At 60.2% G+C, this 15,725-nt stretch carries 13 protein-coding genes; 4 read left to right on the top strand and 9 right to left on the bottom strand.

The features are described from left to right. Nucleotides 1-210 precede the first annotated feature (210 nt). Genes HBO10_RS21980 through arnC form a run of 8 tightly spaced genes read right to left on the bottom strand, consistent with a single transcriptional unit; the run spans nucleotide 211 to nucleotide 9,525 of the window. Nucleotides 211-1,833, bottom strand: coding sequence for a glycosyltransferase family 39 protein (locus HBO10_RS21980; RefSeq protein WP_034127448.1), 1,623 nt, complete (start codon nucleotides 1,831-1,833; stop codon nucleotides 211-213). After that, nucleotides 1,834-3,216, bottom strand: a complete 1,383-nt coding sequence (locus HBO10_RS21975; RefSeq protein WP_034127447.1) for a UDP-glucose/GDP-mannose dehydrogenase family protein — start codon at nucleotides 3,214-3,216, stop codon at nucleotides 1,834-1,836. After that, nucleotides 3,213-3,626, bottom strand: a complete 414-nt coding sequence (gene arnF / locus HBO10_RS21970; RefSeq protein WP_034127446.1) for a 4-amino-4-deoxy-L-arabinose-phosphoundecaprenol flippase subunit ArnF — start codon at nucleotides 3,624-3,626, stop codon at nucleotides 3,213-3,215. The genes HBO10_RS21975 and arnF overlap by 4 nt, the downstream gene beginning before the upstream one ends. Next, a complete protein-coding gene (arnE, locus tag HBO10_RS21965) occupies nucleotides 3,623-3,970 on the bottom strand; it encodes a 4-amino-4-deoxy-L-arabinose-phosphoundecaprenol flippase subunit ArnE (protein ID WP_032897302.1) in 348 nt (115 codons plus the stop codon). Before arnE ends, arnF begins: the two co-directional genes overlap by 4 nt. Beyond that, the gene (gene arnT, locus HBO10_RS21960; protein WP_034127445.1) at nucleotides 3,967-5,622 is read right to left on the bottom strand and encodes a lipid IV(A) 4-amino-4-deoxy-L-arabinosyltransferase; all 1,656 of its coding nucleotides are present in this window, start codon (nucleotides 5,620-5,622) and stop codon (nucleotides 3,967-3,969) included. Before arnT ends, arnE begins: the two co-directional genes overlap by 4 nt. After that, nucleotides 5,619-6,503 (bottom strand): 4-deoxy-4-formamido-L-arabinose-phosphoundecaprenol deformylase, encoded by an 885-nt coding sequence (gene arnD / locus HBO10_RS21955; RefSeq protein ID WP_034127444.1) that lies wholly within the window; start codon nucleotides 6,501-6,503, stop codon nucleotides 5,619-5,621. The genes arnT and arnD overlap by 4 nt, the downstream gene beginning before the upstream one ends. Further along, entirely contained in the window at nucleotides 6,503-8,494 is a 1,992-nt protein-coding gene (gene arnA / locus HBO10_RS21950; protein WP_034127443.1) for a bifunctional UDP-4-amino-4-deoxy-L-arabinose formyltransferase/UDP-glucuronic acid oxidase ArnA, read from the bottom strand. The genes arnD and arnA overlap by 1 nt, the downstream gene beginning before the upstream one ends. Beyond that, the gene (gene arnC / locus HBO10_RS21945; RefSeq protein WP_003191219.1) at nucleotides 8,491-9,525 is read right to left on the bottom strand and encodes an undecaprenyl-phosphate 4-deoxy-4-formamido-L-arabinose transferase; all 1,035 of its coding nucleotides are present in this window, start codon (nucleotides 9,523-9,525) and stop codon (nucleotides 8,491-8,493) included. The genes arnA and arnC overlap by 4 nt, the downstream gene beginning before the upstream one ends. 411 nt (nucleotides 9,526-9,936) lie before the next feature. On the opposite strand from arnC, the gene HBO10_RS21940 reads away from it, so the two are divergent. Both HBO10_RS21940 and HBO10_RS21935 read left to right on the top strand, forming a co-directional pair. Continuing rightward, nucleotides 9,937-10,749, top strand: a complete 813-nt coding sequence (locus HBO10_RS21940) for a hypothetical protein (protein WP_034127442.1) — start codon at nucleotides 9,937-9,939, stop codon at nucleotides 10,747-10,749. 108 nt (nucleotides 10,750-10,857) lie between these two features. Further along, nucleotides 10,858-11,772: a tyrosine-type recombinase/integrase gene (locus HBO10_RS21935; RefSeq protein WP_034127441.1), complete on the top strand. Its 915-nt coding sequence runs from the start codon at nucleotides 10,858-10,860 to the stop codon at nucleotides 11,770-11,772. Between the two features lie 140 nt (nucleotides 11,773-11,912). Here HBO10_RS21935 and HBO10_RS21930 read toward each other — a convergent pair whose 3' ends face one another. Continuing rightward, nucleotides 11,913-13,109, bottom strand: a complete 1,197-nt coding sequence (locus HBO10_RS21930; protein WP_034127440.1) for a multidrug effflux MFS transporter — start codon at nucleotides 13,107-13,109, stop codon at nucleotides 11,913-11,915. Between the two features lie 157 nt (nucleotides 13,110-13,266). Here HBO10_RS21930 and HBO10_RS21925 point away from each other — a divergent pair, with 157 nt between their 5' ends. Beyond that, on the top strand, nucleotides 13,267-14,880 hold the full coding sequence (locus HBO10_RS21925) for a methyl-accepting chemotaxis protein (protein ID WP_034127439.1): 1,614 nt from the start codon (nucleotides 13,267-13,269) through the stop codon (nucleotides 14,878-14,880). 134 nt (nucleotides 14,881-15,014) lie between these two features. Next, the gene (locus HBO10_RS21920; protein WP_034127438.1) at nucleotides 15,015-15,560 is read left to right on the top strand and encodes a hypothetical protein; all 546 of its coding nucleotides are present in this window, start codon (nucleotides 15,015-15,017) and stop codon (nucleotides 15,558-15,560) included. Nucleotides 15,561-15,725 lie beyond the last annotated feature (165 nt).

Below are 15,725 nucleotides of genomic sequence, written 5' to 3'. Positions count from 1 at the left end.
GGCCCAAGCGTTTCAGGGCAGTCCTGGCGGTCGGGTGGTAGATAGTAAGTGCACGTGGCAGCGAGTCTACAGTTGGGCTCCGAGCACCGGAAGGGAAAGTGCACCAGCCATTACGCAAACAAATGTAGGTGTTTTCTTGGTACCTATGATGAAAGTCGCCCACTCGTGGAGGAGTGGGCGTTCTTTCTTACAGTGCAGCGGGCATAGCACTCAAGGCGTCGTGGCTTTTGCCAAGTGCAGCAACACATACGGATTTTTGTCGAACGCTGCGGTGAGCGTCGGCGTGATTGAGCGCAGGCGCGGATCGTCCAGTGCCTGGAAGTCAGCCTGGCTCATGACCAACCATGCCGGCGCCTGGACCGGTTTCAATTCGGCAGGCAGTTGGGTAAACAGCGGCACCTTGTCGCAATCGAAGTTGACCATGAACTTGATAGCTTTCGCGTCTTTGCCCAGTGCATGCAACACCAGCGGCGCCGGTTGCTGCTGAACGTGCGCCTTGACGGCAAGGCTGAAGGTGCGGGTGTCGTACACCTGACGTTCCAGGGGTTCAACCACCATGATGTAGGTGGTCCAGAGGGCGAGCACGGCGGCCAAGGCGGGGCCGTAGGTGCGCAGCCGCGAGCGGAGCAATGCCAGCAGGGCCAGCACCTGTAGCGTGCCGAGCACGAGGAAGATCAGCTCAAGGTCGGCCAGCGGTTCCGGGTAGCGCCGCCGCGCCACCATCAAGCCAATGGCCAACAGCGTTGGCAACAGCGTCCAGATGCCCAGCATCAAGGCGCGTAGCCACGCAAACTGTCGCCCTTGCGTGACCGCGAAGGGGTACGCGGCAATGATCGCGGCCATCGGCAGCATCGGCAGGATGTAGCGCGCTTTCTTGGCTTGAGGTACCGACAGGCCCAGCATCACCAGCACAGCCGCTGCCGCGCAGTAGAGCACCAGCTTCAAGGCCGGGGCCGGTGCGCGTCGACCGTCCATCAGCACCGCCAGCAGCACTAACAATGCCAGTGGATAGGCCAGGGCGTAGTTGCCCAGGGAACTGGTGAAGTAATACAGGACGCCGCCGGAGCCTTCGCTGCCATCCATTCGCCCCAGGAACTGCATGCGAATCACGTCATGCATGAAGTCTTCGCCGCCGCTGAGCTTGGCCAGCAGCAGCAACAGACCGACGCACGCCGCCAGCAGCGCCAGTGCCAGCAGGCCGAAGCTGAACAGCTGGCGCCACTGGCGGTTGATCAGGTAGTAGCTGCACAACACGCCCGTAGGGATCACCAGGCCGATCGGGCCACGGATGGCAAACCCCAGCAGCAACAGCAAAAACACCCAATGCAGGCGCTTGGCGGCAGCGAAATGATCATGGGCATAGCCTAGGTAGAACACCGCCAACGCCACGGCGGCGAGCATCTGGTCGAGGGAGACTGCACGGGTTTCGCTGATGAACGTACTGCTGAGCAGCAGCATCGCAATACTCAGCAGGCCCCAACGTGGCGAGTAGGGTGCCGTGAGGCGATAGACCAGCACCACGATCAGCGCCGAAGCGACCGCCGTGGGCAGCCACGCCGTCAGGCTGGTGACCTGGCCCAGGGGCAACGACAGCAGCCACGTCAGCAGGGTCGAGGTCGCCAGGTAATCGGCATACGGCTGACCATAGGTGGTGGGAAAGAAACTCGGGCCATGGCGCAGCATTTCCTGGGCAAACAGCACAAAGCGCGAATCAAAGCCGATGATCGCCTGGTGCCAGTTGCCGACGATAAACAACAGCAGCGCCAAGAGCCCAAGCCCCAGGGACTGGCGGCGGATCGTTGCACGCTGCCCGGACGGTAAGGCGATGTTCACTTAGCAAGCGTCCTTGACCTGTTCCACCCAGTTTTGCTGGGGGATCGGTAACTCGCAGGAGTCGCCGCGGCCGATGGGGAAGTACTTGAAGCCTTTGCGCGTCAGGCGCTCGCCGTCGTACAGGTTACGGCCGTCGAAGATCACCGGGGTTTTCAGGCGCTGGTGAATCAGGTCAAAGTCCGGCGCCTTGAATTGCTGCCATTCAGTGCACACGATCAACGCATCGGCGCCGCCCAAGGTGGATTCCGGGGTGCCCATCAGCATCAGGCGCGGGTCATCGCCGTAGATGCGTTGGGTTTCCTGCATGGCTTCAGGGTCGAAGGCGCGCACATTGGCCCCGGCAGCCCACAGGGCTTCCATCAGCACGCGGCTGGGGGCGTCACGCATGTCATCGGTGTTGGGCTTGAAGGCCAGGCCCCACAAAGCAAACGTCTTGCCCTTGAGGTTGCCCTGGAAGAACGCGTTGATGCGCTCGAACAGCTTGCTCTTCTGGCGCTGGTTGATGGCTTCCACGGCTTCGAGCAGGTCGCTGGAGCAGTTGGCCTGCTTGGCGCTGTGGATCAGGGCGCGCATGTCTTTGGGGAAGCACGAGCCGCCATAACCGCAGCCAGGGTAGATAAAGTGGTAGCCGATGCGTGAGTCGGCACCGATGCCCAGGCGCACCGACTCGATGTCGGCACCCAGGTGTTCAGCCAACTCGGCGATCTGGTTGATGAAGCTGATCTTGGTGGCCAGCATGCAGTTGGCGGCGTACTTGGTCAGTTCGGCGCTGCGCAGGTCCATGAAGATGATGCGATCGTGGTTGCGGTTGAAGGGCGCGTACAGGTCGCGCATCACGTCGCGCACCTCTTCACGCTCGCAGCCGATGATGATCCGGTCCGGGCGGCGGCAGTCGGCAACGGCGGAGCCTTCCTTGAGGAATTCTGGGTTGGAGACGATATCGAACTGCAGCTCACGGCCGGCGGCGCGCAGGTTATTGAGGATGTGGTCGCGCAATGTGTCGCCAGTGCCGACCGGTACAGTGGATTTTTCCACCAGGATCACCGGCGCCACGCGATGGCGGGCTACCGCATCACCCACCGACAGCACGTATTTCAGGTCGGCAGAGCCGTCTTCATCCGACGGCGTGCCCACGGCAATAAACAACACTTCACCGTGCTCGACGGCGAGTTTTTCGTCGTGGGTAAAGCGCAGGCGCCCGCTTTCCAGGTTGTCCTTGACCATGGCTGCCAGGCCCGGCTCGAAGATGGTCACATGCCCCTTCTGCAGCGATTCGACCTTGTGCTTGTCAACGTCCATGCAAATGACATCGTGACCGACTTCGGCTAATACAGTGGCCTGGACCAGACCAACGTAACCACTACCAAATACACTGATTTTCATGGGGTATTCCTGGGACTTGAGGTGCTAGCACGACGAGAGTTGATAACCAGTACGCCGAGGATGACCAAGGCCACCCCCAGGGTTTTTGAAAGCGAAAAATCTTCGTTGAACACCGGCAGGCTGGCGGCCAGCAAATACACCAGCGCGTAGCTGATACTGAGCAGCGAATAGGCGCGGCCCAGGGGTAAGTGCTTCAGTGCGCCGAGCCAGCACAACATCGACAGCGCATAGGCGATGATCGCCAGGGTCACCACGCCCAGGGCGCCCAGGTCGATGCTGTTATCCGTGAAGGCAGCCAGCCATTGGGTGGGAAGCGGCAGGCGCGTCATGCTCCAGCGCATGCCCAGTTGGGCACCACTCACCAGGCCGACACTGCCCAAAGCCAGGGCGAAACCCCGCACGCGACTCATACCTGGCGCCCCAGCAAGACCACGCCGGCAATCACCAGCCCCACGCCCAGCCAGTGACGGCCATCAATGGGTTCGTGAAACACAAAGCGCGCCATCAGCGTGACCAGCACAAAATTCAGGCTGAGCATGGGGTAGGCAATGCCGACTTCCAGGCGCTGCAACACCAGCAGCCACACCAGCAAGCCCAGGCCCAGGCACACCAGCGCCGACCACAACCACGGTGAGCGCAGTTTCAGTGCCCAGCCGTCTGGCACGCCGCGCCAGCTTTCCACGGCGAATTTTTGCGAGACTTGGCCCATGCAGGTCAGCAGGCAGGCCGTGAGCAGTAGCAGCAGGGTGATCATGGCGCGACCTGCGGGAAAATCAGGATCACGATCTTGCCTTGCGCATAACGCTTGCCGTCAGTGGGCAGCAGTGCGAGTTCTTCTTTTTCGCCGGTGCTATTGACGCGCATCACCACGCCCACCGCGCCGGTACGCCGGGTTTCGGCCATCCACGCCTGGATGCGGTTACGGTCGACCAGACGCGGGGCCGTATCCTCGTAAGCCAGGCCGTACTTGACCTCACCCGAGGTGTTGTACAGCGTGATATCGGGACGCTTGAGGCGCCAGGACAGCGCCGAGGCGGCGCCCAGGTCGTTGCTCAGCAGGGCAACGCTGGGTTGCAATTCGTCGATGTGATCAATGATGAACTGGTCCGGGGTCTTGTTGTAAACCACCGAATGGGGCAACGCCGCAGGCACCAGCAGCACCAGTAATCCACTGCCGATCAGCGGCGCGGCCCACAATGCCAAAGGGCGCGCCGCTTGCAGCAGATTGACCACGATCCAACCGAACAAAAAGATGAACACCAGCACCAGGCTGAGGGTTTCTTCACCCGGTTCGTATACCGGCTTCATCAACTGGAACCAGCTGAGGGCCAGCAATGCCAGCACACCGATCACCAGGTTCAACCAACCATTGATGCGCAACACACGCCCGCGCCCTTGAGCCAGTTTGTCGCTCAGGGCCGAGCCCATCAGCAAGGCCAGTGGGAGCATGCACGGCATGATGTAGGAGGGCAGCTTGCCTTTGGCCAGGCTGAAAAAGGCCAGGGGCATCAACAGCCACAGTAGCAGGAACGCGGTTTTCGGCACACGCCGTTGCAGCCAGGCCTGCTTGAACGCGGACGGCAATAGCGCAACCCACGGCAGCGCGAACCCTACCAGCAGCGGCAAGTAATACCAGAAAGGTTCGGCGTGCTGGGCGTCTTCACCGGCAAAGCGTTGGATGTGCTCGTGCCAGAAAAAGAAATGCCAGTAGTCCGGCTCTTGCAAGTGCACGGCCAACGCCCACGGCACGCTGACAGCAATCGCCACCACCACGGCAACAGGGCCAAATTTGCACAACTCGCCAAAACGTTTTTGCCAGACGGCGTAGGGCAGGGCGACCAGCACCGGCAGCAACCAGGCCAGGAAGCCCTTGGTCATGAAGCCCATGCCGCACGCCAGGCCCAGCAAGGCCCAGGACCACAAGCGCGCACGCCGCGTGGTGCTGTCGAAACAGAACCACAAGGCCACGCCTGTCAGGTTGACCCAGAAGGTGAACTGCGGGTCCAGGTTGGCATAGCCGCCCAGCGCGGCCACGCTGACGAAGCTCATGTAGAGCAGCGTGCTGACCAGGCTTTTTTGCGGGTCGTTCCACAACCGGCGAGAGACCAGATACACCAGCAGAATGCTCAAACCGGTGCTCAATGCCGAGGCAAACCGCACGCCGAACAGGTTCTGCCCGAAGATCGCCTGGCCCAGCGCGATCATCCAATAGCCTGCGGCGGGCTTTTCGAAGTAGCGAATGCCCATGAAGTGCGGCGCGGCCCACTTGCCGGTCAGCAGCATTTCCTGGCTGATTTGCGCATAGCGGGTTTCATCTGGAATCCACAGGCCATGGGTGGCCAATGGCAGCAGGTAGAACACGGCAAACGCCAGCAGGAGCAGGGGCAAAGCCCAGCGGCGGATCATGCCTGCTGCACTCCCAGCCAACCCTCGCGGCCGCTCAATGCGCCGCGCACCAACTGTTGCTGGGGCAGGGTGGTCACATCCGTGGGCAACAGCTCGCCCAAGGGTTTGAAATCAATGCCGCGCTGCCCGGCCTGGGCGAGCAACTGGCGAAAATCATTGGCCATCAGAATCCCTTCTACTTCTGCGTGGATCGTGTAGACGTTCAGCTTTGACGCGTTGAAGCGATCAAGAATGAAGCGGTTGAAATCGTTGGCAGCCACCACCGGCCCGACGACTTCGTCGAAGGTCGGCAGGTCTACCGGAATTTGTGGGGTGCCCGCGCTGCCATCGGCCAGGGTTGGTCGAAACAGGCTGGAGCCCCGGCAATCGCTGTTGTAGCGAAAGTTGAAGCCTTGCTTGGCTTGCACCACACGCTCATCGGCACGCCAGCCAGCGGCCGCTGAACAGTCGATGCGCTCGCCGAGGATGTCGCTCAAGGTGTCTACGCCGCGTCGAATTTGCTCGACCAGTTGTGCCTCGCTCCAACGCCCGGTGTTGGCCTGCCAACCATGGTGGTCCCAGGCGTGCAGGCCGACTTCATGCCCGGCCGCCTTGACCTGGCGCATCAAATGCCCCAGGTCTCGGCCAATCGGCTTGCCTGGCCAGGCAGTGCCGGCCAACAAGATGTCCCAGCCATACAGGCCGGCCGCGTTGGAGCGCAGCATCTTCCACAGGAACTGCGGGCGGATCAGGCGCCACAAGTGACGCCCCATGTTGTCCGGCCCGACACTGAAGAAGAACGTCGCTTTGACCCCGGCTTCGGCCAGGGAGTCGAGCAACCGTGGCACACCTTCACGGGTGCCGCGGTAGGTGTCGACGTCGATGCGAAGACCTGCCTGCATTACTTTTTATCCGCAATTTCAAGCATGGCTTCACGCAAGAAGAAATCGAGCGTGTTGCCGATGGTTTCGCTCATCTGCACGCTCGGCTCCCAGTTCAGCAGGCGCTTGGCGTTTTCGATGCTCGGCTTGCGGTGCGCCACGTCCTGGTAGCCTGTGCCGTAGAACGCCTTGCTCTCGACGTCGCGGAAACCGGCGAACGGCGGGAAGTTGTGGCGCAGTGGGTGAGCCTCGAACTGACGCAGCAGTTCTTCGCCCAACTGGCGAATGCTGGCTTCGTTTTCGGGGTTGCCGATGTTGATGATCTGGCCGTCGCAGACGCCATTGTCGTTATCAATGATGCGTGCCAGGGCTTCGATACCGTCGGCAATGTCGGTGAAGCAACGCTTCTGCTCACCACCGTCGAACAGACGGATCGGCGTGCCTTCCACCAGGTTCAGGATCAGCTGGGTAATGGCGCGGGAGCTGCCGATACGCGCCGAGTCCAGACGGTCCAGGCGCGGGCCCATCCAGTTGAATGGACGGAACAGGGTGAACTTCAAGCCCTTGTCGCCGTAAGCCCAGATCACGCGGTCCAGCAGTTGCTTGGAGACGGAGTAGATCCAGCGTTGCTTGTTGACCGGGCCCACTACCAGGTTGGAGGTGTCTTCGTCGAAATACTGGTCTTGGCACATGCCATAGACTTCGGAGGTCGACGGGAAAATCACGCGCTTGTTGTACTTGACGCAGTAGCGCACCAGCTTGAGGTTTTCTTCGAAGTCCAGTTCGAATACGCGCAGCGGGTTACGGGTGTATTCGATCGGCGTGGCGATGGCCACCAGCGGCAGCACCACGTCGCATTTCTTGATGTGGTACTCGATCCACTCGGTGTGGATGCTGATGTCGCCTTCCACGTAATGGAAGTTCGGGTGGCTGCGCAGGCGCTCGATGGCGTCGGAGCCGATGTCCAGGCCATAGACTTCGTAGCGGTCGTCACGCAGCAGGCGCTCGGACAGGTGGTTACCGATAAAACCGTTCACGCCCAGGATCAGCACACGGGTACGGCGCGGCTTGCGACCCGACTCGGCGCCGCGCAGTACGGAGCCATCCACCAGGCCCAGTTCATCAGCCAGGGACGGGCCTGCCAGGTACAGGCCGTTTTCGTTGCGCTGGCCGAACTTGACCACCAGGGAATCTTCACCGCAGGCAATGCGCAGCGGGTTGACGCTGATTACACGGCCAGGCGCCAGACCTTCGTTGCCTTTGACCACGTCGGCTTGCCACACGATCAGCTTGTGCTCGCCCACGGCGCAGAAGGCGCCAGGGTACGGCTGGGTCACTGCACGCACCAGGTTGAACAGTTGCTCGGCAGGTTTTTTCCAGTCCAGCTTGCCATCGGCGGCGGTGCGACGACCGAAGTAGGTGGCTTTGCTCTCGTCCTGGGCGGTTTCGCTCAGCTTGCCCTGGGCCAGCTGTGGCAGGGCATCACGCAGCAGCGCCGTGGCCGCATCACGCAGCTTGGCGTGCAGGCTCACGCCGGTATCGCTGCGCTCGATGGTGACTTTCTGCTGGGCCAGGATGGCGCCGGCATCGGCACGCTTGACCATGCGGTGCAGGGTCACACCGGTTTCGGTTTCGCCGTTGACCAGCACCCAGTTGGCCGGGGCGCGGCCACGGTATTTAGGCAGCAACGAGCCGTGCAGGTTGAACGCGCCTTTGCGGGCGGTGGCCAACAGCGGCTCGCTCAGCAGGTTGCGGTAGTAGAACGAGAAGATGTACTCCGGGTTCAGCTTGGCGATGCGTTCGATCCACAGCGGGTGGTTGGCGTCTTCCGGTGCATGTACCGGGATGCCATTGCGGGCGCAAAGTTGGGCGACGGAACCGTAGAAGTTGTTTTCCTTGGGGTCATCGGCATGGGTGAACACGGCGGCAATGTCGTAACCGGCGCTGAGCAGCGCTTCAATGCCTGCGCAGCCAATATCGTGGTAGGCGAATACAACAGCTTTTGAACTCATGACTGGACCTGATCCGAAGAAGAAGTAGAAGTATGGGAAGACACCAGACCGTCGACCACGACGACTGGAGCCGGTGCTGCCGGTTGGTTGCGCAGCACTTTTTCAATAAAGAAGCGTGGGCGGGCGCGAACATCGCTGTACATGCGGCCCAGGTATTCGCCCAGCAGGCCCATGCCGATGAACTGGCCACCGGTGAACACAAACAACACCGCAAACAGCACGAACAGGCCATCACCGGCCCAGTCGGCGCCGAAGGCCAGGCGCATGACGATCAGGGCAAAGGCAAACAGCACGCCCAGCGCCGCCAGGCTGAAACCGACGATGGACAGCAGGCGCAAGGGCGTGGTGGTCATGCAGGTCAGCAGGTCGAACATCAGGCTGATCAGGCGCATGGCGCTGTATTTGGATTCGCCGTGCTCACGTTCGGCATGGTGCACCAGGATTTCCGTGGTGTGGCGGGCGAAGCCGTTGGCCAGGATAGGAATGAACGTGCTGCGTTCACGGCAGGCGAGCATGGCGTCGACAATGGTGCGGCGGTAGGCGCGCAACATGCAGCCGTAGTCGGTCATGGCCACGCCGGTAGAGCGCTGCACGGCAAGGTTGATCAAGCGCGACGGCCAGCGGCGGAAGGCCGAGTCCTGGCGGTTATTACGCACGGTGGCGACCACGTCGTAGCCCAGGGCAGCTTGCTCGACCAGGCGCGGGATCTCTTCCGGCGGGTTCTGCAGGTCGGCGTCGAGGGTGATCACCACTTCGCCACGGCACTGTTCGAAGCCGGCCATGATCGCCGCATGCTGGCCGTAGTTGCGGTTAAGGATCACCGCTACCACATTGCTACCGTCTTCGGCGGCAGCGTCTTCGAGCAGTTGAGCGGAGTTGTCGCGGCTACCGTCATCCACCAGGATGATTTCGTATTCGTAAGCCAATTGCTTGCAGGCTGCCGTGGTGCGACGCAGCAACTCGGGCAGGCTTTCTTGTTCGTTGTAGACCGGGATAACGATCGACACGCAATGAATAGGGTAGGGTTTCAAAGATTCATGACCTCGGGCTAAAGCGACTTCAAGCGTGAAAACGGCAGCGTTCATTGGGCAAAACTACAGCCCGCAGGTTACAAAACGGGGCTAAAGATGATGCGTTTTCAATAGGTTAGTCGATAATCCACGGATTGCTCTTAAGTGTTGCCCATAAGGTTAAGCGCAAAAATGTGCAACGAATATGAAAGGCGGATGAAAAACTCGTTTATTTGACAGGCAGACAGCTAGGGTTCAGCTAAGTAATCAAGGCGTTACATATAGGTCTCACAGGGCGACATCGGAGCTTCGTACAAGACGCTTGGTTCAATCTGAGCGAGGCGATCAGCCCAATGCTCGCCCTTCAACAATCTTCTCTGCATTAGCGCTCAAGTGCCGGTAAAGTAAGCCCTCTCTTGCCAGGGTACTCGGATGAATAGCGTGCAGCTTTTACGCGGCCAGTTGCGGCCAGCGCTGATGGGATTGTTGATGACGGTGGCCTGTGTCACCAGCGTGCGGGCTGATCAAGGCGTTCCGCTGACCCCGCTGGACCAGGTGCCGGACGGTGTGGAAGTGCGCGGCAAGCAGGTCGCGGCTTATACCTGGGATGACCGCCAAGGCAAAAACCTGCTGGTACTCGCCGAGCAAGTCGGTGAGCGCGATGACGATGGTACCCAGTCGGCCTTTGTCTACGCGGCGCAATACGTGCTGGGTGGCGAGCGCCCCAAGCGCGTGTGGATGCTGTACGACGATGTGCAGCACTGCGAATTCGACGCCGGGCTGCGCTTTGACCGGGCTGCCACCAAGGTCACCGACCTGCTGGGCGACGGCAATACCCAGGCCACGGTCGGTTATTCGCGGGCCTGCACCAGTGATGTCAGCCCCAACGAATTCAAGCTGATCATGCATGCCGGCAAGTCCGAGAAGTATCGTCTGCGTGGCCTTGACCGCGTGGGCGCCAGCTGGTGGGACGAGGACGCTGGTGCCTTGCGCGGCATGCCCCTGCCCACCGACTGCAGCGTCGCGGCGCAGCAAGCGCTGGTCAGCCAATACAAGGAGCAGGGCACCGAACTGCCACTGCCAGGTTGCTATGGTGACGAGAAGGACTTTGCCAAGGCGCCGGACAATTACCTCGCCTTTATGCGCCAGCATTGGTTCGCGCTGATGCAGCAACAGGATGCCGACTGGAGCCAATCCCAGGCCCAACCCCAGGCAGCCAGCGAAGACGACGAATCGGCCCCGTGATTTTGTGCCAGGGCCGGTCCTGGGTTAGACTCGGCCTTCGCCAATCCACTAAATACATCGACTAATCAAATAGTTGGTCGGTGTATTTAATCCAAAGGCTGATCTACCTTGACCGAGTCCATTTGCAACCCACTGACCCTATATCTCACACGCCTGGCGCCTTCCAGCCAACTGACCATGCGCTACGTGCTGCAGGATGCCGCCGACCGCTTGGGTTTCGAAGACCTCAACCTCGAAGAGATTGACTGGCACCTGCTGCAGCCTGAACACGTCATCGCACTGGTGGCTGCCTTGCGCGAGGACGGCTTAGCGCCGAACACTTCGTCGCTGTATGTGAATGCGGTGCGCGGGGTCATGAATGAAGCGTGGCGCATGAGCTTGATCAGCCAGGACCACCTGTTGAAGATGCGCTCGGTCAAGGCCACACCCGGTACGCGCCTGAGCCAGGGCCGCAATCTGCGCCGCACCTTGATCCGCGAGATGCTCGACGTCTGCGCGGCCGACCCTCGGCCTCAGGGCCTGCGGGATGCCGCAGTGATCGGCCTGTTATATGGCTCGGGCATGCGCAAGTCGGAGTCGGTGAACCTGGACCTGGCACAGGTCAACTTTGACGAGCGCAGCTTGCGCGTGATCGGCAAGGGCAACAAAGAGCTGGTCAAGTACGCGCCGGACTGGGCGTTTGCCAAACTGCAGGCCTGGCTGGCGTTTCGTCGCGAGCACCTCAAGGAAGGCGAGCAGGACGACAGCTTCCTGTTCAACCGCATCCGGCGAGGCAGCCATATCACCCGAGAGCGGATCACCAAGCATGCGATTTACTACATCGCACGCCAGCGCGGTGATCAGGTGGGGGTCAAGATCATGCCCCATGATTTCCGTCGTTCGTTTATCACCCGGGTGATCGAGGAGCATGATTTGTCGATTGCGCAGAAACTGGCGCATCACACCAACATCCAGACCACTGCCAGCTATGACGTGCGTGACGACAATGAGCGGCGGCGGGCGGTGGACAGGTTTGATCTATAGGTTCGCGCCCGCCCTTGTAGGAGCGAGCTTGCTCGCGAAAAACGTCAACGATAATGCGTGCTTCCTGAATGAACGCGGCGCCTGTGAGTCTTTCGCGAGCAAGCTCGCTCCTACAGGGGGGGATACGTCCGATGGCGATCTCAGGATGAGGCCAGGTGGGCCGGCAAGCGACGTATGGTCCATAGCGTGGTGAGCATCGCGGCAAGCGCACACAGCGCAATGCCAATCAACATCGGCGCCGGTGTATGGTCGGCAAACACACCCACCAAGGTCATCGCCACAGCCGCCGTGACCATCTGGATCGCACCCAGCAGTGCAGACGCAGAACCTGCCACCGCACCATGATCCTCCAGCGACAGTACCCCGGCCGCCGGCAATAGCAGGCCAAGAAAGCCGAAACCGATAAACAACAGCCCCATCATCAAGCCCAGGCTGTCACCCCACAGTGTGGTGCCCGCCAGCAAGCTCATGACCGCCGCCACGCCCACCACCGACCAGCGAATCAACGGCGCCAGGCCAAAGCGGGCGCTGAGGCGGGCGGTCAATTGGCTCATGGCGAAAAACGAGGCCGCGTTGAGCGCAAAGCACAGGCTGAACTGGGTCGGTGTCAGGCCAAAAAACTCGATGTACACGAAGGGCGCGCTGCCGATGAACACGAAGAAGGTGGCCAGACCAAACCCGCACACCACCGACAAGCCCGTAAAGACCGGGTCGCGGAGGAGGGCGCCATAACTGCCGAACGCCTGGCCCAGTGTCTTGCCCAGGCGGCGCTCGGCCGGGTGGGTTTCTGGCAGTTGTACTGCGGTCATCACCAGACACAGCACGGCCACCACCGCCAACACGGCAAACACTTCGCGCCAGCTCCAGATCGAAATCACCAGGCTACCGGCCAGTGGCGCGAGGATCGGCGAAACACTCATCACCAGCATCAACAAAGCCATCAGACGCGCCGCTTCATGGCCGGTGTACAGGTCACGGACAATCGCCCGTGGGATCACCATGCCCGCACAGGCACCGAACGCTTGTATGGCTCGAAAGCCGATCAGCACTTCGATGGTCGGGGCCAGTGCGCAGCCGACGCTGCCAATGGCAAAGATCACCAAACCTGCATAAATCGGAGGTTTACGCCCGAACACATCGCTGAGTGTGCCGTAGAACAACTGGCACACGCCGATAATCATGAAGAACACCGTCAAACTCATCTGCACGGCCGCCGGCGAGGCCTGGAGGCTGGCGCCCAGGGTCGGCAGCGCCGGCAGGTAGATGTCGATGGCAAACGGGCCGACGGCGGTGATCAAGCCCAGCAACAGGGCGAGACGGGCGATACGTTGAGGCATTTGGCAGATCCAGGTAGAGCAACGGACGGTCAGCTTAAGGGAACCGCGCAGATCCGCAAACTTAGGCTTCACTAACAAGCAACAGCTGCCGATACAGCTAGCAGCGACATTGAAACGGTTGGGTTCCCAACCGGCGTTCCTGGCACGGGGTACCACTATGACGATCAAATTACGCTTGGTGCTGTTGATTGCGACCGGGTTGCTCACCGCTTTGATCATGAGCCTGGCTGGCTACCTGGGCAATACGCGGATGGCCGATGCGGTACAGGACAACGACGTCAGCATGACGGTACTGCGCAACCACATGGAAGCCGACATGATGCACGACGCCCTGCGTGCGGATGTACTGTCGGCGATGTTGGTCGGGCTGGGCAAGAGCACCAGTACGCCGGCCGAGGTCAACAGCTCGATCAAGGAGCATGCCGAGCACTTTCGCGAGGTGCTGGCGGACAATCTCAAGCTGCCGTTGGACGCCTCGATCAAGGCCAGCCTGGAAAAAATCAAACCCAGCCTGGACACCTACATCAGTGCCGGCGAGCGCATCGTCGCGCTGGCCCTGGAGAATCCAGAGGCCGCACGAGGGGAACTGCAGACCTTCAATGCCGCGTTCAGCCAGTTGGAAGAACAAATGGCGGCGTTGAGCGAACTGATCGAAAACAATACCCAACTCACCAGCACCGGTACCCGGCAAACCATCAGTAACGCTAACTGGACCTTGATTATTGTATTGGGGGCGAGCCTGCTGTTGCTGCTGGCACAAGGACGTTGGGTGACCCTGAGCATCATGGGGCCGTTGCGCACCGCCAGCCGTATTGCCCAGAGCATTGCCCATGGCAACCTGAGCGAGCCGATTGCCGAACCCAAGAACCAGGACGAAGCCAGTGCACTGATTCGCAGCCTGGCGACGATGCAGCGGGATTTGCGCAGCATGATCGAAGTGGTTCGCAGCAATGCCCATGGCGTCAATGGCATGAGCGAGCGCCTCAGCCAGGGTTGCCATGAAGTGGCAGGCAGCAGCCAGCAACAAAGCGTCGCCGCCAGCACCATGGCCGCCGCCGCGAGCGAAATGACCGCCAGTATCGAAGAGATCACCCGTCACGCCCAACGTGCCCTGGACATGGCCAGTCAGGCTGAAACCCTGGCCAAGGACGGCGGCCGGGTTATCCACCAGGTGGTCAGCGACATGGATGGCATCGCCCGTTCTGCCCAACAGTCGGCCCAAGTGATCCGCACGCTGGACAAGGAGTCCGAGGCGATCTACAGCATTATCCAGGTGATCAAGGGGATTGCCGACCAGACCAACCTGCTGGCCCTGAACGCCGCCATCGAAGCCGCCCGCGCCGGTGAACAAGGGCGCGGCTTTGCAGTCGTGGCCGACGAAGTGCGCAGCCTGGCCGGACGCACCAGCGCCTCCACCCAAGAAATCGCCAGCATGGTCGGGAGTATCCAGCAAAACACCCGTGAAGCGGTGATCAGCATGGAGGAGGGCGTTGCCCAAGTGGACAAGGGCATGGCGGTGACTGCCGAAGTGGAACGTGCCATTCGCGAGATCCTCCAGGCCACGCTGAGCACCACTGAATTGGTCAACGATATTTCCCGCACTATTAGTGAGCAGAGCCTGGCCAGTAATGAGATTGCTCATCAGGTGGAGAGGATTGCGGGAATGTCGGAAAGTAACAGTCGGGTGATTGGCGAGACGGCGTCGACGACGGATGAATTGTCGAGTTTGGCGGGGAAGCTTTCGCAGTCGGTGGATAGGTTTAGGCTCTGAGGCATGACAATCATATATAACTATACTAAATAGTCATTTAGAATAGTTATTCTTTATGGTTATATTATGAGGGTAGGGTAGCCCACCTGGTGAGCTATGTTCCGATGGCATGCATCTTTAAGGATCTCTGTTAAATGAATCACTTTCCAGGCTGGATGCTCGAAAGCGCCCATAATTATCTCAAAGCTTCTGAGCTTCTAGACGCCCAAAACCTCCCACATGTTTCCATGGTTAACGCAGCGATTGGCATGGAAATACTGCTGAAAAGCTTCATTTCTGTACCAGACCAGCATCAAGATACGTCCGGTGAAACCTACACGATTGACGTTGATGCACTCAAAGCGGCTCACAAGCATCTTCAGTCAACCGGCAAGACGCCAGCCGATCAGCGTCGTGACGGTCACGATCTGTTGACCTTGTTTCATGCCGTGCCTGCAGACATTCGTAAAGCGTTGGCCTTGGACAGCCAAGAAGATTCGTTCGAGCGGTACCGAGATGTTTTCACCAACAGCCGGTATCAGTACGAGTCGAGCAGCTGGAAGTTTTCCGATCCGGTGCTGATGAGGTTGCTGCGGTGGACGCTGGCCAACGTGGTTGGTTATGACAAGGAGCGCGGATCGGAGGACGCATTCATTGTGAGTTACATCGCCAGTCTGCAAGCTGGACCAGGTGATGCGTAAGAGGCCGTGCCAGGCTTCAAATCTGACCACCAGAGCCCTCCAACCCCGCATACGAAGGTTCGCATAATGTATATTATGTTAAATAATGTGCTATGTCAGATATGTTCATAAGCCACGTAAGTCACTGATTCGACCAATTCGTATTTGACGTCTACTCTCTCAACG

The organism is Pseudomonas sp. WS 5503, from assembly GCF_012985385.1.
Classification (GTDB): Bacteria; Pseudomonadota; Gammaproteobacteria; order Pseudomonadales; family Pseudomonadaceae; genus Aquipseudomonas; species Aquipseudomonas paracarnis.
The sequence above is the reverse complement of the archived record's forward strand: the minus strand, read 5'-3'. Positions and strand labels throughout refer to the sequence as shown.